General features: G+C 43.4%; 14 protein-coding genes and 4 tRNA genes. 17 read left to right on the top strand and 1 reads right to left on the bottom strand.

Going from position 1 to position 15107, the window contains the following annotated elements:
* Positions 1-277 precede the first annotated feature (277 nt).
* Positions 278-913, bottom strand: a complete 636-nt coding sequence (yyaC, locus tag AS888_RS07000) for a spore protease YyaC (protein ID WP_061141440.1) — start codon at positions 911-913, stop codon at positions 278-280.
* A gap of 380 nt (positions 914-1293) precedes the next feature.
* Here yyaC and AS888_RS06995 point away from each other — a divergent pair, with 380 nt between their 5' ends.
* From AS888_RS06995 to yycF, 17 genes are all read left to right on the top strand, one after another.
* Positions 1294-2130: a mechanosensitive ion channel family protein gene (locus tag AS888_RS06995; protein ID WP_061141439.1), complete on the top strand. Its 837-nt coding sequence runs from the start codon at positions 1294-1296 to the stop codon at positions 2128-2130.
* Between the two features lie 20 nt (positions 2131-2150).
* Positions 2151-2348, top strand: coding sequence for a DUF951 domain-containing protein (locus AS888_RS06990; RefSeq protein WP_057914158.1), 198 nt, complete (start codon positions 2151-2153; stop codon positions 2346-2348).
* 167 nt (positions 2349-2515) lie between these two features.
* Positions 2516-3616 (top strand): redox-regulated ATPase YchF, encoded by a 1101-nt coding sequence (gene ychF, locus AS888_RS06985; RefSeq protein WP_061141438.1) that lies wholly within the window; start codon positions 2516-2518, stop codon positions 3614-3616.
* A 182-nt stretch (positions 3617-3798) separates the two neighbouring features.
* The gene (gene rpsF / locus AS888_RS06980) at positions 3799-4083 is read left to right on the top strand and encodes a 30S ribosomal protein S6 (protein ID WP_061141437.1); all 285 of its coding nucleotides are present in this window, start codon (positions 3799-3801) and stop codon (positions 4081-4083) included.
* A 66-nt stretch (positions 4084-4149) separates the two neighbouring features.
* On the top strand, positions 4150-4680 hold the full coding sequence (ssb, locus tag AS888_RS06975) for a single-stranded DNA-binding protein (protein WP_061141436.1): 531 nt from the start codon (positions 4150-4152) through the stop codon (positions 4678-4680).
* A gap of 47 nt (positions 4681-4727) precedes the next feature.
* Positions 4728-4967, top strand: coding sequence for a 30S ribosomal protein S18 (gene rpsR / locus AS888_RS06970; RefSeq protein WP_053348323.1), 240 nt, complete (start codon positions 4728-4730; stop codon positions 4965-4967).
* 211 nt (positions 4968-5178) lie between these two features.
* Positions 5179-6126, top strand: coding sequence for a YybS family protein (locus AS888_RS06965; RefSeq protein WP_061141435.1), 948 nt, complete (start codon positions 5179-5181; stop codon positions 6124-6126).
* Between the two features lie 36 nt (positions 6127-6162).
* Entirely contained in the window at positions 6163-8133 is a 1971-nt protein-coding gene (locus AS888_RS06960; RefSeq protein WP_061141434.1) for a DHH family phosphoesterase, read from the top strand.
* Positions 8130-8579, top strand: coding sequence for a 50S ribosomal protein L9 (gene rplI / locus AS888_RS06955; RefSeq protein WP_061141433.1), 450 nt, complete (start codon positions 8130-8132; stop codon positions 8577-8579). Before AS888_RS06960 ends, rplI begins: the two co-directional genes overlap by 4 nt.
* Positions 8580-8728: 149 nt before the next feature.
* On the top strand, positions 8729-10093 hold the full coding sequence (dnaB, locus tag AS888_RS06950; protein ID WP_061141432.1) for a replicative DNA helicase: 1365 nt from the start codon (positions 8729-8731) through the stop codon (positions 10091-10093).
* 365 nt (positions 10094-10458) lie between these two features.
* Positions 10459-11751: an adenylosuccinate synthase gene (locus AS888_RS06945; protein WP_061141431.1), complete on the top strand. Its 1293-nt coding sequence runs from the start codon at positions 10459-10461 to the stop codon at positions 11749-11751.
* Between the two features lie 177 nt (positions 11752-11928).
* A tRNA-Lys gene (locus AS888_RS06940) sits at positions 11929-12004 on the top strand.
* A 9-nt stretch (positions 12005-12013) separates the two neighbouring features.
* Positions 12014-12085, top strand: a tRNA-Glu gene (locus AS888_RS06935).
* A gap of 23 nt (positions 12086-12108) precedes the next feature.
* Positions 12109-12184, top strand: a tRNA-Asp gene (locus AS888_RS06930).
* A gap of 30 nt (positions 12185-12214) precedes the next feature.
* Positions 12215-12287 (top strand) — tRNA-Phe (locus tag AS888_RS06925).
* A gap of 404 nt (positions 12288-12691) precedes the next feature.
* Positions 12692-14110: a peptidoglycan DD-metalloendopeptidase family protein gene (locus AS888_RS06920; protein ID WP_061141430.1), complete on the top strand. Its 1419-nt coding sequence runs from the start codon at positions 12692-12694 to the stop codon at positions 14108-14110.
* 281 nt (positions 14111-14391) lie between these two features.
* Positions 14392-15102 carry a response regulator YycF gene (gene yycF / locus AS888_RS06915; RefSeq protein ID WP_061141429.1) on the top strand — a complete coding sequence of 237 codons (711 nt, stop codon included), beginning with the start codon at positions 14392-14394 and terminating at the stop codon, positions 15100-15102.
* The last annotated feature ends 5 nt before the right edge of the window (positions 15103-15107 follow it).

Genomic DNA, 15107 nt, shown 5'->3' with positions numbered 1-15107 from the left:
CGAGGAGGCTCCCCGACCGCCCGCGGAAAGCGAGTGCCTGGAGTGGAAATCAACGTCTAAATTGTACAGGCCATAAAAATAGACAAACTCGATTTTCATCAAGTTTGCCTGCAGTCTGAAAGGATCTTCCATGGATGATCCTTTTTTATTTCCTAAAACCAATGTTAGTGTTCAGTGGCACTACCGCTTCAATCATTTCAGTTGCAGTTGCTTCCAGTCATTTATGTTTCACAATATAAGGAGTGAATCTTGATCTGATCAGTCTATACACGATTCATTAAAGGGTTTTTTCTTGTTTCAATGCCCAAGTGAATGGCGTGATGGCTGGTTTTGCTTGATAAAGATTTTGCGCCTCATCAATCCCTGCGGCAATGGTTTTGGCCATTTTCAGCACAAGATTGAGACGGGTGTTTTGCAGGACCATGAATTCCATGAATCCACTGACATTGACGATTCCCGTGATATGGGCATTACCAACGGAAGGAAGATCTTTATTGACTCCAGCACCGGGTTTCACGGGACCTTGCCCGATTTGGACGATGCCAACGCTTTTCAGTTTACCTAAGCAAGCATCGATGCCTATGATAAAGGAATCAGTATGAATCTTATTTATCTCGTTCAATTTCTCCTGCAGATTCATTGCATGGATAGGGTCGTCCAGAGTCCCATACACATGGAAAGGAGAAGAGTTGTTTTGCGTTTTCTCGCTTAGCAGAGTGCCGACAAGCGGTCCGAGTGAATCGCCTGTAGAACGGTCCGTGCCGATGCAGACAATGACGATGGGCTGAAGCTTTCCGGTTGGCAGAAGGTTGATCAATTCTTGGGAAATTTGTTTGGATGCATCCGTATCTTCATGAAGGATGCGACTCAATCTATTTTTATTAGTATGAAATAGACTAGAATTCAGATTCATCGACTCAGCTCCTTTATTTTATTCGGTATTACAGTATACGGATAAAAAGGGGAAAATATACGGCATTAATGTTATCGGTGAGGGGATATTTTGTAGAGCCTGCAAACGGGCGAAGGGGAGATGGATAGATGTTTCTTCCATTCTACCAATTACTTTCTATATATTCTGGTGCTTTATCATCTGGGAAAAAACGTCTAATTCTTTTACCTCTATACCCATAATTTTTTTGTACAGAAACCCTTATTTCTTGTTAAAATAGAGAAAACTTCTTTTAATCATGGTTAGTTTAAGGCAAAAGGGGTACAGGAATACGTCCATAAAAGAAAATCATAGAGAAGAAAAAAAGCTTTGCAGCATTATGCAAGAGGTAGGAGGAAAACATGAGCCGCATGTATGATAACGTTACAAGCGAATTATTGGATGAAAAGATATGGTTGTTGATAGGCGAGGGCATTATTAAAATCTTCCTTGTTCTATTGTTATCGCGTATTATTATTACTATAGGAAAGACCCTTTTAAATAAATTCTTCAAAGCTCGTTCAAGAACTCCGATTCGGGTTTCGGAGCGCAGGGAAGCGACCCTCATAAAGTTGCTGGAAAATATCATTACCTATGTGATCAATTTCATCGCTTTGATGATGATCCTTGAAATTTTTGGACTTCATGTAATGCCATTGCTTGCTGGTGCAGGGGTAATCGGCTTGGCCATCGGGTTTGGTGCCCAAAGTTTGGTCAAGGATATCATTACAGGATTTTTCGTGATTTTTGAAGATCAATTTTCGGTTGGTGATTATATTAAGATCAATACCTATGAGGGAGAAGTCATTGAAATCGGGCTTCGGACAACGAAAATTAAAAGTGATGCAGGCGAATTGCACTTCATTCCTAACGGCAGCATCATACAAGTCACCAACTATTCGATTTTGAACAGCAAGGCGGTCGTTGATGTGACAATCGCCAATGATGGATCGATCGAGCGTGCCGAAAGGGTTCTGATTGAGCTTTTAAACAGCATGGAAGGCAAATACGATGCCCTGGTCAAAGCTCCTGAATTTTTGGGGATCGAAACGATAAATCCTGATGAAGTCGTCCTTCGGGTTACAGCGGAAACCAAGCCATTGCAAAATGTCGAATTCAGCAGGGTTTTGAGAAAAGAAATAAGTGCTGCCCTCGATTTAATTGGGATTAAATCCACTTACAGTGGCAGCGAGTCGTAGAATTAGGGGGCTCAATGGTCATGGAGGAAAAAGAATTTGCGCTGAACGATATCGTGGAAATGAAAAAACCACATCCGTGCGGTGTGAATAAGTGGAAAATCATTCGCCTAGGCATGGATATCCGGATAAAATGTGAAGGCTGCGGCCACAGCGTAATGCTTGCACGACGTGAATTCGCAAAGAAAATGAAAAAAGTTCTGGAAAAGCATGAGAAGTGATCATGCTTTTTTCTTTATGTGAAAGTAGTCCTGCCATCTCAATGATTTACTTGTCTTTTTAGGAAGCGAAATCTATAATTGGGAAAGGTTTAGGTAATTGGATGGTGCTTATAGAAGATCAATCCTTTTTCCATATGTACGAACTATCTTGAAGGAGTGAAATATAAATGGCTTTAACAGCTGGTATTGTCGGTTTGCCTAACGTAGGGAAATCCACTTTATTTAATGCAATTACTCAGGCAGGTGCGGAATCTGCGAACTATCCTTTTTGTACGATCGACCCGAACGTCGGGATCGTGGAAGTGCCGGATCACCGTTTGCAAAAATTGACCGATTTGGTCCAACCGAAAAAAACGGTTCCGACCGCATTCGAATTCACCGATATCGCCGGGATTGTAAAAGGGGCAAGTAAAGGTGAGGGTCTTGGCAATAAGTTCCTTTCTCACATCCGTCAAGTTGATGCGATTTGTCAGGTTGTCCGTTGTTTCGCTGATGACAACATTACGCATGTTTCCGGAAAAGTGAATCCGATCGATGATATCGAAGTCATCAATCTTGAATTGATCCTTGCCGATTTGGAATCGGTTGATAAACGTATCGACCGTGTCGGCAAAATGGCCAAGCAAAAAGATAAGGACGCAGTGGCTGAACATGAAATCCTTGTCACTTTGAAAGCGGCATTGGAAGAAGAAAAACCTGCCCGTTCCGTTGAATTTACTGAAGAACAGCTGAAAATCGTCAAGGGCATGCATTTGCTTACGGCGAAGCCGACGCTTTATGTGGCGAACGTAAGCGAAGATGAAGTGGCTAATGCCGATGACAACAAATATGTGCAGCAGGTCCGTGAATATGCAGCGAACGAAAACGCGGAAGTAATCGTGATTTGTGCCAAAATCGAAGAAGAAATTGCCGAGCTTGACGGTGAAGAAAAGGAAATGTTCTTATCTGAACTAGGCATCGAGGAGTCCGGTCTTGACCAATTGATCCGTGCTTCCTATAACTTGCTTGGATTGGCGACATACTTTACCGCTGGTGTCCAGGAAGTGCGTGCTTGGACATTCCGGAAAGGCATGAAGGCCCCTCAATGTGCGGGTGTCATCCATACCGATTTCGAACGAGGCTTCATCCGTGCCGAAGTCGTTTCTTATACCGATTTGCTAGAAGCGGGCAGTCACGGTGCTGCAAAAGAAGCTGGAAAAGTGCGGCTTGAAGGAAAAGAATACATCGTTAACGATGGCGATGTCATCCATTTCCGTTTTAACGTATAAGAATGAAAGCCCCTGCAGCACAATTTGCAGGGGCTTTCATCCATCGTTTTCAATTAATTGTAATAAGTAGAGCCATTCGTTGCAAAGACTCTACAACTATGCTATAATTTCATCTTGTGAGTAATTATAAATAATTGCTCCTTGCCCAATAGGGCCGCTTAGACCAAAAGGAGGTGACAGTGATGAGAAAATACGAAATTATGTATATCATCCGTCCAAACATTGAGGAAGAAGCTAAAAAAGCTTTAGTTGAACGTTTCAACACAATCCTTACTGATAATGGTGCGGAAGTAGAAGCAAAAGAATGGGGTAAACGCCGTCTTGCATATGAAATCAATGATTTCCGTGATGGTTACTACATGCTTCTTAAAGTTAACGCTGAAAGTGCTGCGATCCAAGAATTCGATCGTCTTGCTAAAATCAGTGAAGACATCATTCGCCACATGGCTACTAGAGAAGAAGTTTAATTCGATTAATATAAATTCAAACCTTGTTTCACATGAAACAAGCTTGAAACCTAGGGGTTGATTCTGATGATGAATCGCGTAGTTTTGGTAGGACGCTTAACTAAAGATCCTGAATTACGATATACACCTAATGGAGTACCTGTAGCAACCTTTACTTTAGCTGTGAACCGTAGTTTTACGAATCAGTCAGGTGAACGTGAAGCAGATTTCATTAATTGTGTAGTTTGGCGTAAACCGGCAGAAAATGTAGCTAACTTCTTGAAAAAAGGCAGTTTGGCTGGCGTGGATGGACGTGTCCAAACACGTAATTATGAAGGACAAGACGGCAAACGCGTATATGTGACGGAGATTCTGGCTGAGAGCGTTCAGTTCCTTGAACCACGAAGCAGTTCAGCGGGTGAAAGAAATGAAGGCGGTTCTTACGGTGGGGGTCAAAGAAGTTATGGTAACAATAATAACGGAAATGACAATAATTCGTATGGACAAAATCCTAATCAGAATCAACGGAGCAATAACAACTACACTCGTGTAGATGATGATCCATTTGCAAATGACGGTAAGACCATCGACATTTCAGATGACGATCTTCCGTTTTAAACAGCCGTTTAAAATGAAAATTCAAAATGCAGGGAGGGAAATTTATTATGGCAATGGGTGGACGTAAAGGACGCGGTAAGCGTAAAAAGGTTTGTTATTTCACATCAAACGGTATCACTAAAATTGATTACAAAGATACAGATCTTCTTAAAAAATTCGTCTCAGAACGCGGTAAAATCTTACCACGTCGTGTAACTGGCACAAGCGCTAAATATCAACGTAAATTAACGATTGCTATTAAACGCTCACGTACTATGGCATTACTTCCATACGTATCTGGTGAATAATTAAAATGGGCGCATTGAGGAATCATCCTTAATGCGCCTTTTTTTATAAATCATATCCTTTTCTGAAATCCGCTGAAATTGCGGCTTTTTTATTTTCCAAGGAAATAATATTCATTTCTTGAAAAAAGAATGTCATGTTTGAAATATCCTGGCCGTAACGGATACAATATAAAGATGAGCTTAAGACAATAAAACAGGGGGTGAAAAATAGATGAATAGCGGGAGACGAATTGCGGAGGGTGGAGCCCTTTTGGCACTATATTGCATTTTACTGTTCATCACCATCCATGTCCCGTTAATGGGTACCATCACTCTTTTCTTTTTACCGACTCCTTTCATTTTGTTTGCAATCAAACAAAAGCTTTCATGGAGCCTGGGTTACTTATTCATCGCTTCGTTGTTGACGCTCCTCATCGGGTCTATACTATCCGTACCATTGACCCTGCTTATGGGTGTTACGGGAATGGTGATCGGCTATTGCTTGAGGAAGGATAAACCGTTGGTAACTGCGTTCATAAGTGCAGTCCTTGTTTTCCTGGGAGGCACAATCTTAATATATGCAGGTTCCGTGTTGATAACGAATGTGAATTACATAGAAAAAGCGTTGGATATGGTTAAGGCATCGGCAGAGAAACCGGTTAACATCATGGGATCTCTTGGGCAGGCACAAAGGGATGAAATCAAAACGCAGATGCATGACTTCATCGATATGTTTTACACGTTGATGCCAAGTTTATTTGTCTTGATGTCCGTCTTGATGGTATTGCTCATTTTCCTCGCTGCACATCCCATTTTGAAGAGATTCAGCGAAAAGGCGTTAAGGTGGCCTCATTTTCGAGATCTGCGACTCCCGAAAAGCCTTTTATGGTATTATTTAATTACGATGCTTCTCGCCCTTTTTGTGAATACGGACAAGAACGGCTATGTATATATGGCCATAACGAACTTATTTTTCATCCTGCAGTTCTTCATATTATTGCAAGGATACTCCCTGATTTTTTATATCGCTCATGTGAAGTCATGGGCAAAGGCCGTGCCCGTTATAATCCTGGTTGTGACCTTGCTGTTTCCGCTTCCGATTATCACGACGGTCATCCGATTTTTAGGTATAATGGATTTAGGCTTTCCTTTTCGGGAGACATTCAGGAAAAAGGGTTAGCTTTTTGTAAAACAGATGCTTTTAGGAGCTGAAACTATGCCATCTTATTTGAAGGAATACTCGATTAAGTCCCCTTTGTATGGGATGCTGGCCGCAGGCGTGTTACTTTTGGGCGTACTGGCTTACTATAATTGGGTCATTGCCCTTATTGGACTGTTGATTCTTGCTGGTTTATTTTATTTAACATTAAGAATGGTCGAAAAAAAACAACGTAAGACCGAAGAGTATATAACGACTTTATCTTACCGATTGAAGAAGGTCGGCGAGGAAGCGTTATTGGAAATGCCGATCGGAATCATGCTCTTTAATGAAGATTATTACATCGAATGGACCAATCCATTCCTGGCCTCCTGTTTTAGCGAGGATTCATTGGCTGGAAGGTCCCTATATGATGTCGCGGATTCGATCGTCCCATTGATCAAACAGGAAATCGAGACAGAAACACTGACGCTCCACGATCGGAAATTCAAAGTGGTCCACAAGCGTGAGGAAAGACTCCTTTACTTCTTTGATGTGACGGAGCAAGTGGAAATCGAGAAACTATATGAAGATGAACGGACGGCCATTGCCATCATCCTCCTCGATAATTATGATGATTTGACTCAGGGCATGGATGATCAGCGTAAAAGCAGCATCAACAGCTTGGTCACTTCACTTCTTGATAAATGGGCAAGGGATAATGGCGTTTTCTTTAAACGGGTATCCTCGGAACGATTCATTGCTATCTTCAATGAACATATCCTGCAGCAATTGGAAAAGGGGAAATTCTCGATCCTGGATGAAATCAGGGAAACGACAGCCAAGCAAAACGTACCACTGACCTTGAGCATAGGTGTCGGCTCCGCCGTATCATCACTGCCGGAACTAGGTTCGCTCGCGCAGTCCAGCCTGGATTTGGCACTTGGACGGGGCGGTGATCAGGTCGCGATCAAGCAGTCGAATGGAAAAGTGAAATTCTATGGCGGGAAGACCAACCCGATGGAAAAACGCACAAGGGTCCGTGCACGCGTGATTTCCCATGCATTGAAGGATATCGTCCTTGATAGCGATAAGGTCATTGTCATGGGCCATAAAAACCCGGATATGGACGCAATCGGTTCAGCAATCGGCATCTTGAAGGTCGCACAGATGAATGAACGGGAAGGGTATATCGTCATTAACACCCAACAGCTGGATAGCAGTGTCCTTCGGTTAATGGAAGAAATCAAGAATAAAGAAGACCTGTATGCCCGGTTCATAACGCCGGATGAAGCGTTTGAAATGATTACGGATGAGACATTGCTTGTCGTGGTCGATACGCATAAACCTTCAATGGTGATTGAAGAGCGGTTATTGAATAGGATCGATAAGGTTGTCGTCATTGACCATCATCGCCGCGGTGAAGAGTTCATCAAGAATTCATTGCTCGTCTATATGGAGCCTTATGCGTCTTCAACAGCTGAGCTTGTGACGGAGCTGCTTGAATATCAGCCGAAGCGCTCGAAGATAGACATGTTGGAAGCGACCTCGCTTCTTGCCGGCATCATCGTCGATACGAAAAGCTTCACATTGAGAACCGGTTCCCGTACCTTTGATGCAGCGTCCTATTTAAGGGCGCATGGGGCCGATACGGTTCTCGTCCAGAAATTCCTGAAGGAAGATGTGGACACATACATTAAACGGTCGAAGCTCATCGAAGAAGTGATCTTTTATAAAAAAGGAATTGCCATTGCCTCGGCTAAAACCGACCAGATCCACAATCAGGTGCTGATTGCCCAGGCTGCCGATACCCTATTGACGATGGACGGTGTCGTTGCTTCCTTCGTCATGGCTAAGCGATCTGATGATACGGTGGGCATCAGTGCACGCTCCCTCGGGGATATCAATGTCCAGGTGATCATGGAAATGCTGAATGGAGGCGGGCACTTGACGAATGCCGCCACTCAGCAGGCATGCTCGATCGAAGAAGCGGAAAGCCGGTTAAAAGCGGCGATAGACGAATATTTAGAAGGGGGACAAAGAGAATGAAGGTAATATTTCTAAAAGATGTTAAAGGTAAAGGGAAAAAAGGGGAAGTTAAAAATGTTGCGGATGGATATGCACATAATTTCCTGATCAAGCAAGGATTGGCCGTTGAAGCAAATAATACAAATATAAAAACGCTAGAAGCACAGAAGAATAAAGAACAATCGCTCGCTGCCGAAGAGCTTCAGCAAGCTGAAGACCTGAAAGTGCAACTGGAGAAATTGACAGTCGAGTTATCCGCCAAAGCGGGTGAGGGCGGCCGTTTATTCGGTTCGATCACGACGAAGCAAATCGCATCGGAGCTTCAGAAAAAACATGGCATCAAGCTTGATAAACGCAAGATGGAGCTTGCTGACGGCATCCGTTCTTTAGGGCATACGAAGCTGCCCGTCAAGCTTCACCCTGAAGTCACGGCGACATTGACTGTGCATGTAAAAGAAATTAACTAATTTTAGCTGTTTCATATCTGTGAAAAATTGATAAAATAGAGTTAGACGAAAAATGTGATTGGGCATGTAGTCCTTTCACTTTTTTCTTTTGGCTAGAAACGTATAAGCTAGCAAAAAAGGTATCCTCTTAGAATGGGAGGTTTTAAGATATGATAGAACAATTTCAAGATAGGATCCCCCCTCAAAATATAGAAGCCGAACAGGCAGTGCTGGGAGCCATTTTTCTAGAGCCATCTTCATTGACCGTTACTTCGGAAGTTTTGATTCCGGAGGATTTTTACAGAAGCTCGCATCAAAAGATTTTTAATGTGATGCTTAATTTGAATGACGAAGGCAAAGCGGTCGATTTGATCACGGTGACGGAAGAACTGGCTGCGACAAAAAACCTTGAAGAAGTTGGCGGTGTTTCTTATTTAAGTGAATTGGCCGGATCGGTCCCTACCGCGGCCAATATAGAATATTATGCCCGAATCGTTGAGGAGAAGTCTTTGCTCCGCCGTTTGATCAGGACAGCGACCAACATCGCCCAGGAAGGCTACAGTCGCGAGGACGAGGTCGAGGAGCTGCTCGGGGAAGCAGAAAAAACGATCATGGAAGTGGCCCAGCGTAAAAATTCCGGGTCTTTCCAAAATATTAAAGATGTATTGGTTGCTACGTACGATAACATAGAAATTCTGACCAACCGTAAAGGGGATGTCACGGGAATACCGACAGGGTTTGCTGAACTGGATCGAATGACGGCAGGGTTTCAACGTAATGATCTCATTATAGTGGGCGCCCGTCCCTCTGTAGGTAAAACGGCATTTGCCTTGAATATCGCTCAAAACGTTGCGACCAAAACGGAGGAAAATGTAGCGATTTTCAGTCTTGAAATGGGTGCAGAGCAGCTCGTTATGCGTATGCTCTGTGCCGAAGGAAACATAAACGCCCAGAACCTACGGACAGGTTCCTTGACCGATGAGGATTGGCGCAAGCTTACGATGGCGATGGGAAGCTTGTCGAATGCCGGCATTTATATCGATGATACGCCAGGCGTGAGGATCGGTGAAATTCGCTCAAAATGCCGCCGTCTGAAACAGGAACATGGCCTTGGCATGATCTTGATCGATTACCTGCAGTTAATTCAAGGCGATGGTCGTTCAGGCGACAACCGTCAGCAGGAGGTATCCGAGATTTCACGTTCACTCAAAGCGCTCGCTCGTGAACTTAAAGTGCCAGTCATCGCCCTTTCCCAGCTATCCCGGGGAGTGGAGCAGCGCCAGGATAAGCGCCCGATGATGTCTGATATCCGGGAATCGGGGAGTATCGAGCAAGATGCCGATATCGTCGCATTCTTATACCGTGATGATTATTATGATAAAGAATCCGAGAACAAAAATATCATTGAAATCATCATAGCGAAACAGCGTAATGGCCCGGTAGGAACGGTTTCACTTGCCTTCGTGAAGGAGTACAATAAATTCGTTAACCTCGAACGGCGATTCGATGATGATTCGATGTCGCCCGGGGCATAGGGAACAGCCCGCCATAAAACATGGCGGGCTGTTTTGCGTTTGGTTGCTTGGACCGGAAATTAACCACACCGCGAAAACAACCTTATTTTTAGATGCAGCATGTAATAATACAATTCGTCTCCTGAAAAAGGAGTGCATTTTGATTATAATAAAAGCGAGTGCAGGAAATAATACGGAGATAATCCAAAACCAATCAGGCCGGGAATGCAGTCGCTTGCCCTTTTTTACGAACAAATTATTTTTAAAAATGTGTAATGTTCGGATTTTGTATTGACTTCACCTTTGGATTATTGATAAAATAGGTTTGTTTGATAAGAACCGGTTATTGATCGGTATTACGGAACCTTTGGAGGTGCTTTATTCAGATGTCATCAGTTGTAGTAGTCGGTACACAATGGGGAGACGAAGGTAAAGGTAAAATAACAGATTTTCTATCCCAGAATGCGGAAGCCATTGCTCGTTATCAAGGCGGGAACAATGCAGGGCATACAATAAAATTTAATGGTGTTACTTATAAACTGCATTTAATTCCGTCAGGGATTTTTTATAGTGATAAAATTTGTGTCATTGGAAATGGTATGGTGGTCGATCCGAAAGCTCTTGTAGAGGAGCTTGCTTATTTGCATAGCCATGGAGTGAGTACGGATAATCTTCGTATATCGAACCGTGCCCATGTCATTCTTCCTTATCATATCAAATTGGATGAAGTCGAAGAAGATCGTAAAGGCGCCAATAAGATTGGAACGACAAAAAAAGGGATCGGCCCTGCTTATATGGACAAGGCTGCCCGTAACGGAATCCGGATGGCCGACCTTTTGGACCGTGAAATTTTCGAGGAAAAACTATCTCATAATCTTGTCGAAAAAAATCGTATGTTCGAACGTTTTTATGAGACGGAAGGTTTCAAAATCGAAGAAATCTTGGAAGAATACTATGAGTACGGACAGCAAGTGCAGAAATATGTTTGCGATACATCCGTTGTATTGAATGATGCACTTGATGAAGGAAAACGGGTATTATTCGAAGGGGCACAAGGAGTCATGCTTGATATCGATCAAGGAACATATCCATTCGTCACGTCATCCAATCCGGTTGCAGGCGGCGTTACGATCGGTTCTGGCGTAGGTCCTACGAAAATCAACCATGTGGTTGGTGTATGTAAAGCATATACAAGCCGTGTGGGCGATGGTCCTTTCCCGACGGAATTACATGATGAAATCGGTAACCAAATCCGTGAAGTGGGCCGTGAATATGGCACAACTACAGGCAGGCCGCGCCGTGTGGGCTGGTTTGACGCTGTTGTCGTCCGCCATGCACGCCGTGTCAGCGGAATCACCGACCTATCATTGAACTCGATTGACGTGCTATCAGGTCTTGATACGGTCAAAATCTGTGTCGCTTATGAATACAAAGGCGAAGTCATTCATGAAGTGCCAGCGACTTTGAAAGCGACCGGTGAATGTAAGCCAGTTTATGAAGAGCTTCCAGGCTGGTCAGAGGACATCACAGGATGCAAATCACTGGACGAGCTTCCAGATAATGCTCGTCACTATGTTGAGCGTGTATCACAATTAGTGGGCATTCCTTTGACGACTTTCTCTGTCGGTCCTGACCGCAACCAAACAAATATCGTGAGAAGCCCTTGGCGTCTAGCGTAATTTTTCTTGAAAATGGAGCTGGCTTTTTGGCCGGCTCTTCTTCATGATTACGAGGGAAAATAATAAATATTATTTTATTTTAAAAAAACTATTGCCTAAACTCTATAATTCGTGATATTATCATAAGCGTCGTCACAATAATACGACGAAGCGAAACACAGTGACATTCATTAGTACGAGCCATTAGCTCAGTTGGTAGAGCATCTGACTTTTAATCAGAGGGTCGAAGGTTCGAATCCTTCATGGCTCACCATTTTTTTTCGGCCCATTGGTCAAGCGGTTAAGACACCGCCCTTTCACGGCGGTAACACGGGTTCGAATCCCGTATGGGTCACTTCTTTATTTCATATCTTTACTGGTCCCGTGGTGTAGCGGTTAACATGCCTGCCTGTCACGCAGGAGATCGCGGGTTCGATTCCCGTCGGGACCGCCATTTTATTTTTTGCTTTGAAATGGAATATTTGGCTCAGTAGCTCAGTCGGTAGAGCAAAGGACTGAAAATCCTTGTGTCGGCGGTTCGATTCCGTCCTGAGCCATCCTTATTGAAAACGCCCTTGCTAGAGGGCGTTTTTTTTGCTATATCATCGTATTATAAATGAAACTTTGTTAATAGATTGTTATCGATTTGTAATATACCAATTCGAACCAATTTATAAAAAAACGGGCCTTCACCCTTAGTGGGCTTATAATCTCCGCTTCTGGTGACTATTCCACCCCCTTCTTTGCAGACATAATCATTGGTACTTGTTGTCACCATTTATACAGTTCTATTACATTATGAAGTCTATTTCTTGTTTTTTTTCTTCTTATGATAGAGTTATGAGTGGAAAAATATTATGAAATCAGTCATGGACACAGGTATTTAAATTGAACTAATAAATCTTAACATACATTTGATTAGTTTCTTAATTGGTGACTGAGCCGTTAAGGAGGACCTTATATGTTTAGCTTAAAGGGGAGAGGAATCACCCTGCTGCTGGTATCCGTCGTATTTATGCTTGCAGTGAATCGGGTGACGGCTGCAGGGCTCTCGGATACTGCAACCATTCACCATGTTTATCTTGACGATGAGTTCGTGGGAAGCGTGACGGATGAAGGTAAGATAAAGCAGATCGTTGCGGATAAGGTAGAGGAAGCACAAGAAGACTATCCTGATTATACATTCGATAAGGAGTCTCAAGTGACGTTTGTCCCTGAAGAGGTATTTGAGGAAGAAGTGAAAGAGGATCAGGCTGTTAAGGAAATATCCGATCGGTTGGATATTAAGGCAAAAGCGTATGAAATCGATATAGATCATCAAACGGTCGCTTATGTCCCATCAAAGGATGATGCGGAGGAAGTGTTGAAAAAGCTCACCTTGCTCTATGTTGATGAAGCGGAATACGAAGCATATGAATCGGCTAAAAATGAGGACGGCAATTCGAGTGAATCGTTAAAGGAACCAGGAAGTAAAATCCTAGACATCGAATTTTCGCGTCCAGTTACGTTTAAAGAGACAATGGCCGATCCAGATGAAATCATGACTGTCGATAAAACCATGGCCATGCTCAAAGAAGGCAAGAAGGAAAAGGTTATCTATGAGGCTAAGGAAGATGATGACCTGGAGTCGATTGCTGCGAGCCATGATATGGACGCGGGGCAATTGTTGGAGCTGAATCAAAGCCAGAATGAAGGCAAGGACCTTAAGGAGGGCGATCGTCTCGTCGTGACGGAGCTTATGCCTTATGTGAACGTAATGGTGGAAAGGGAAGTATATGAAGAAGAACGGATTCCTTTTGAAAAGAAGGTTCAGGAGGATGACGATCTGCCAAAGGGAGAGGTCATCACTGAACAAGCGGGCAATGATGGAATCGAGGCCTTCACTTATAACGTTTCCGAAACGAATGGTAAAAAAGTCAGTGAAACGATCGTGGAAAAAGAAATAACGGAAAAGGCGAAAACGGAAATCATCAAAAAAGGCACGAAGGTCATTCCTTCGCAAGGAAGCGGCACATATGCGTGGCCTGCAGACGGGGGCTATATCTCCAGCAAGCAGGGGCAACGTTGGGGAAAACTCCATAAGGGAATTGATATCGCCCGTCCATCCACGAGGACGATCACGGCAGCTGATCATGGAATTATTGAATCGGCAGGAAACTCCGGCGGGTATGGAAATAAGATAACGATCAACCACAACAATGGATATAAGACCGTATATGCCCACCTCGATTCAATTGGTGTTAAAGCAGGACAAAAGATTGAAAAGGGTGCGAAAATCGGCATGATGGGTTCAACAGGGAACTCGACCGGCGTCCATCTCCATTTTGAAGTATATAAAAACGGGTCGCTTGTAAATCCGCTAAACTATATAAGTCAGTAATTGATGGAAGTCTTCGAAAAATATTCGAAGGCTTCTTCTGCTTCATACATAGATGAGAATAATAGGAAAAAGGTGATTTAATGCCTATAAAATGATAAAGTATAATAGATACAATTTGCTTTCATTCAGGTGTTCATGCCCCTTTATTGGGTATATATATATAACTTTTGCCGATCGATGCTGCTAGATTGGCGCAGGCAGAAGGAAAAGTGGATAAAAGTCCCGGATAAGGACACGGTTTTTAATAGATTCAGGTTAGTTATTAAAAAGGAGATAAGCATATGGATAAGAAAATTCTGGTAGTGGACGATGAAAAGCCAATTGCTGATATATTGCAATTCAATCTGAAAAAAGAAGGCTATGAAGTTTTTTGTGCTTATGATGGCAATGAGGCCCTCAAAATGGTGGAAGAACGCCAGCCTGATTTGATCTTGCTTGATATCATGCTGCCGCAGCGCGATGGCATGGAGGTTTGCAGGGAAGTAAGGAAGAAGTATGAAACGCCGATCATCATGCTGACTGCCAAGGATTCAGAGATTGATAAAGTCCTGGGCCTGGAGCTTGGTGCAGATGACTACGTGACAAAACCATTTAGCACCCGGGAAATAATCGCACGCGTCAAGGCGAATTTAAGGCGTCAGCAAGCTGTCCCTGTCCCAGATCAAGATGTTAACGAACCGAAGGAAATTACGATAGGAACGCTCACGATCCACCCGGATGCCTATGTTGTATCCAAGCGGGGAGATACGATCGAATTAACTCACCGGGAGTTTGAATTGCTTCATTATTTGGCTAAACATATCGGTCAGGTCATGACAAGGGAGCACTTATTGCAAACTGTTTGGGGCTATGATTACTTTGGTGATGTACGGACCGTCGATGTAACGGTCAGACGTCTTCGTGAGAAGATAGAAGACAACCCAAGCCATCCAGGCTGGATTGTAACTAGAAGAGGGGTCGGTTATTACCTGCGTAACCCTGAACAGGAGTAGTCCTT

The organism is Peribacillus simplex (genome assembly GCF_001542915.1).
Taxonomy (GTDB): domain Bacteria; phylum Bacillota; class Bacilli; order Bacillales; family DSM-1321; genus Peribacillus; species Peribacillus simplex_B.
This window is presented reverse-complemented; position numbering and strand designations above follow the sequence as displayed.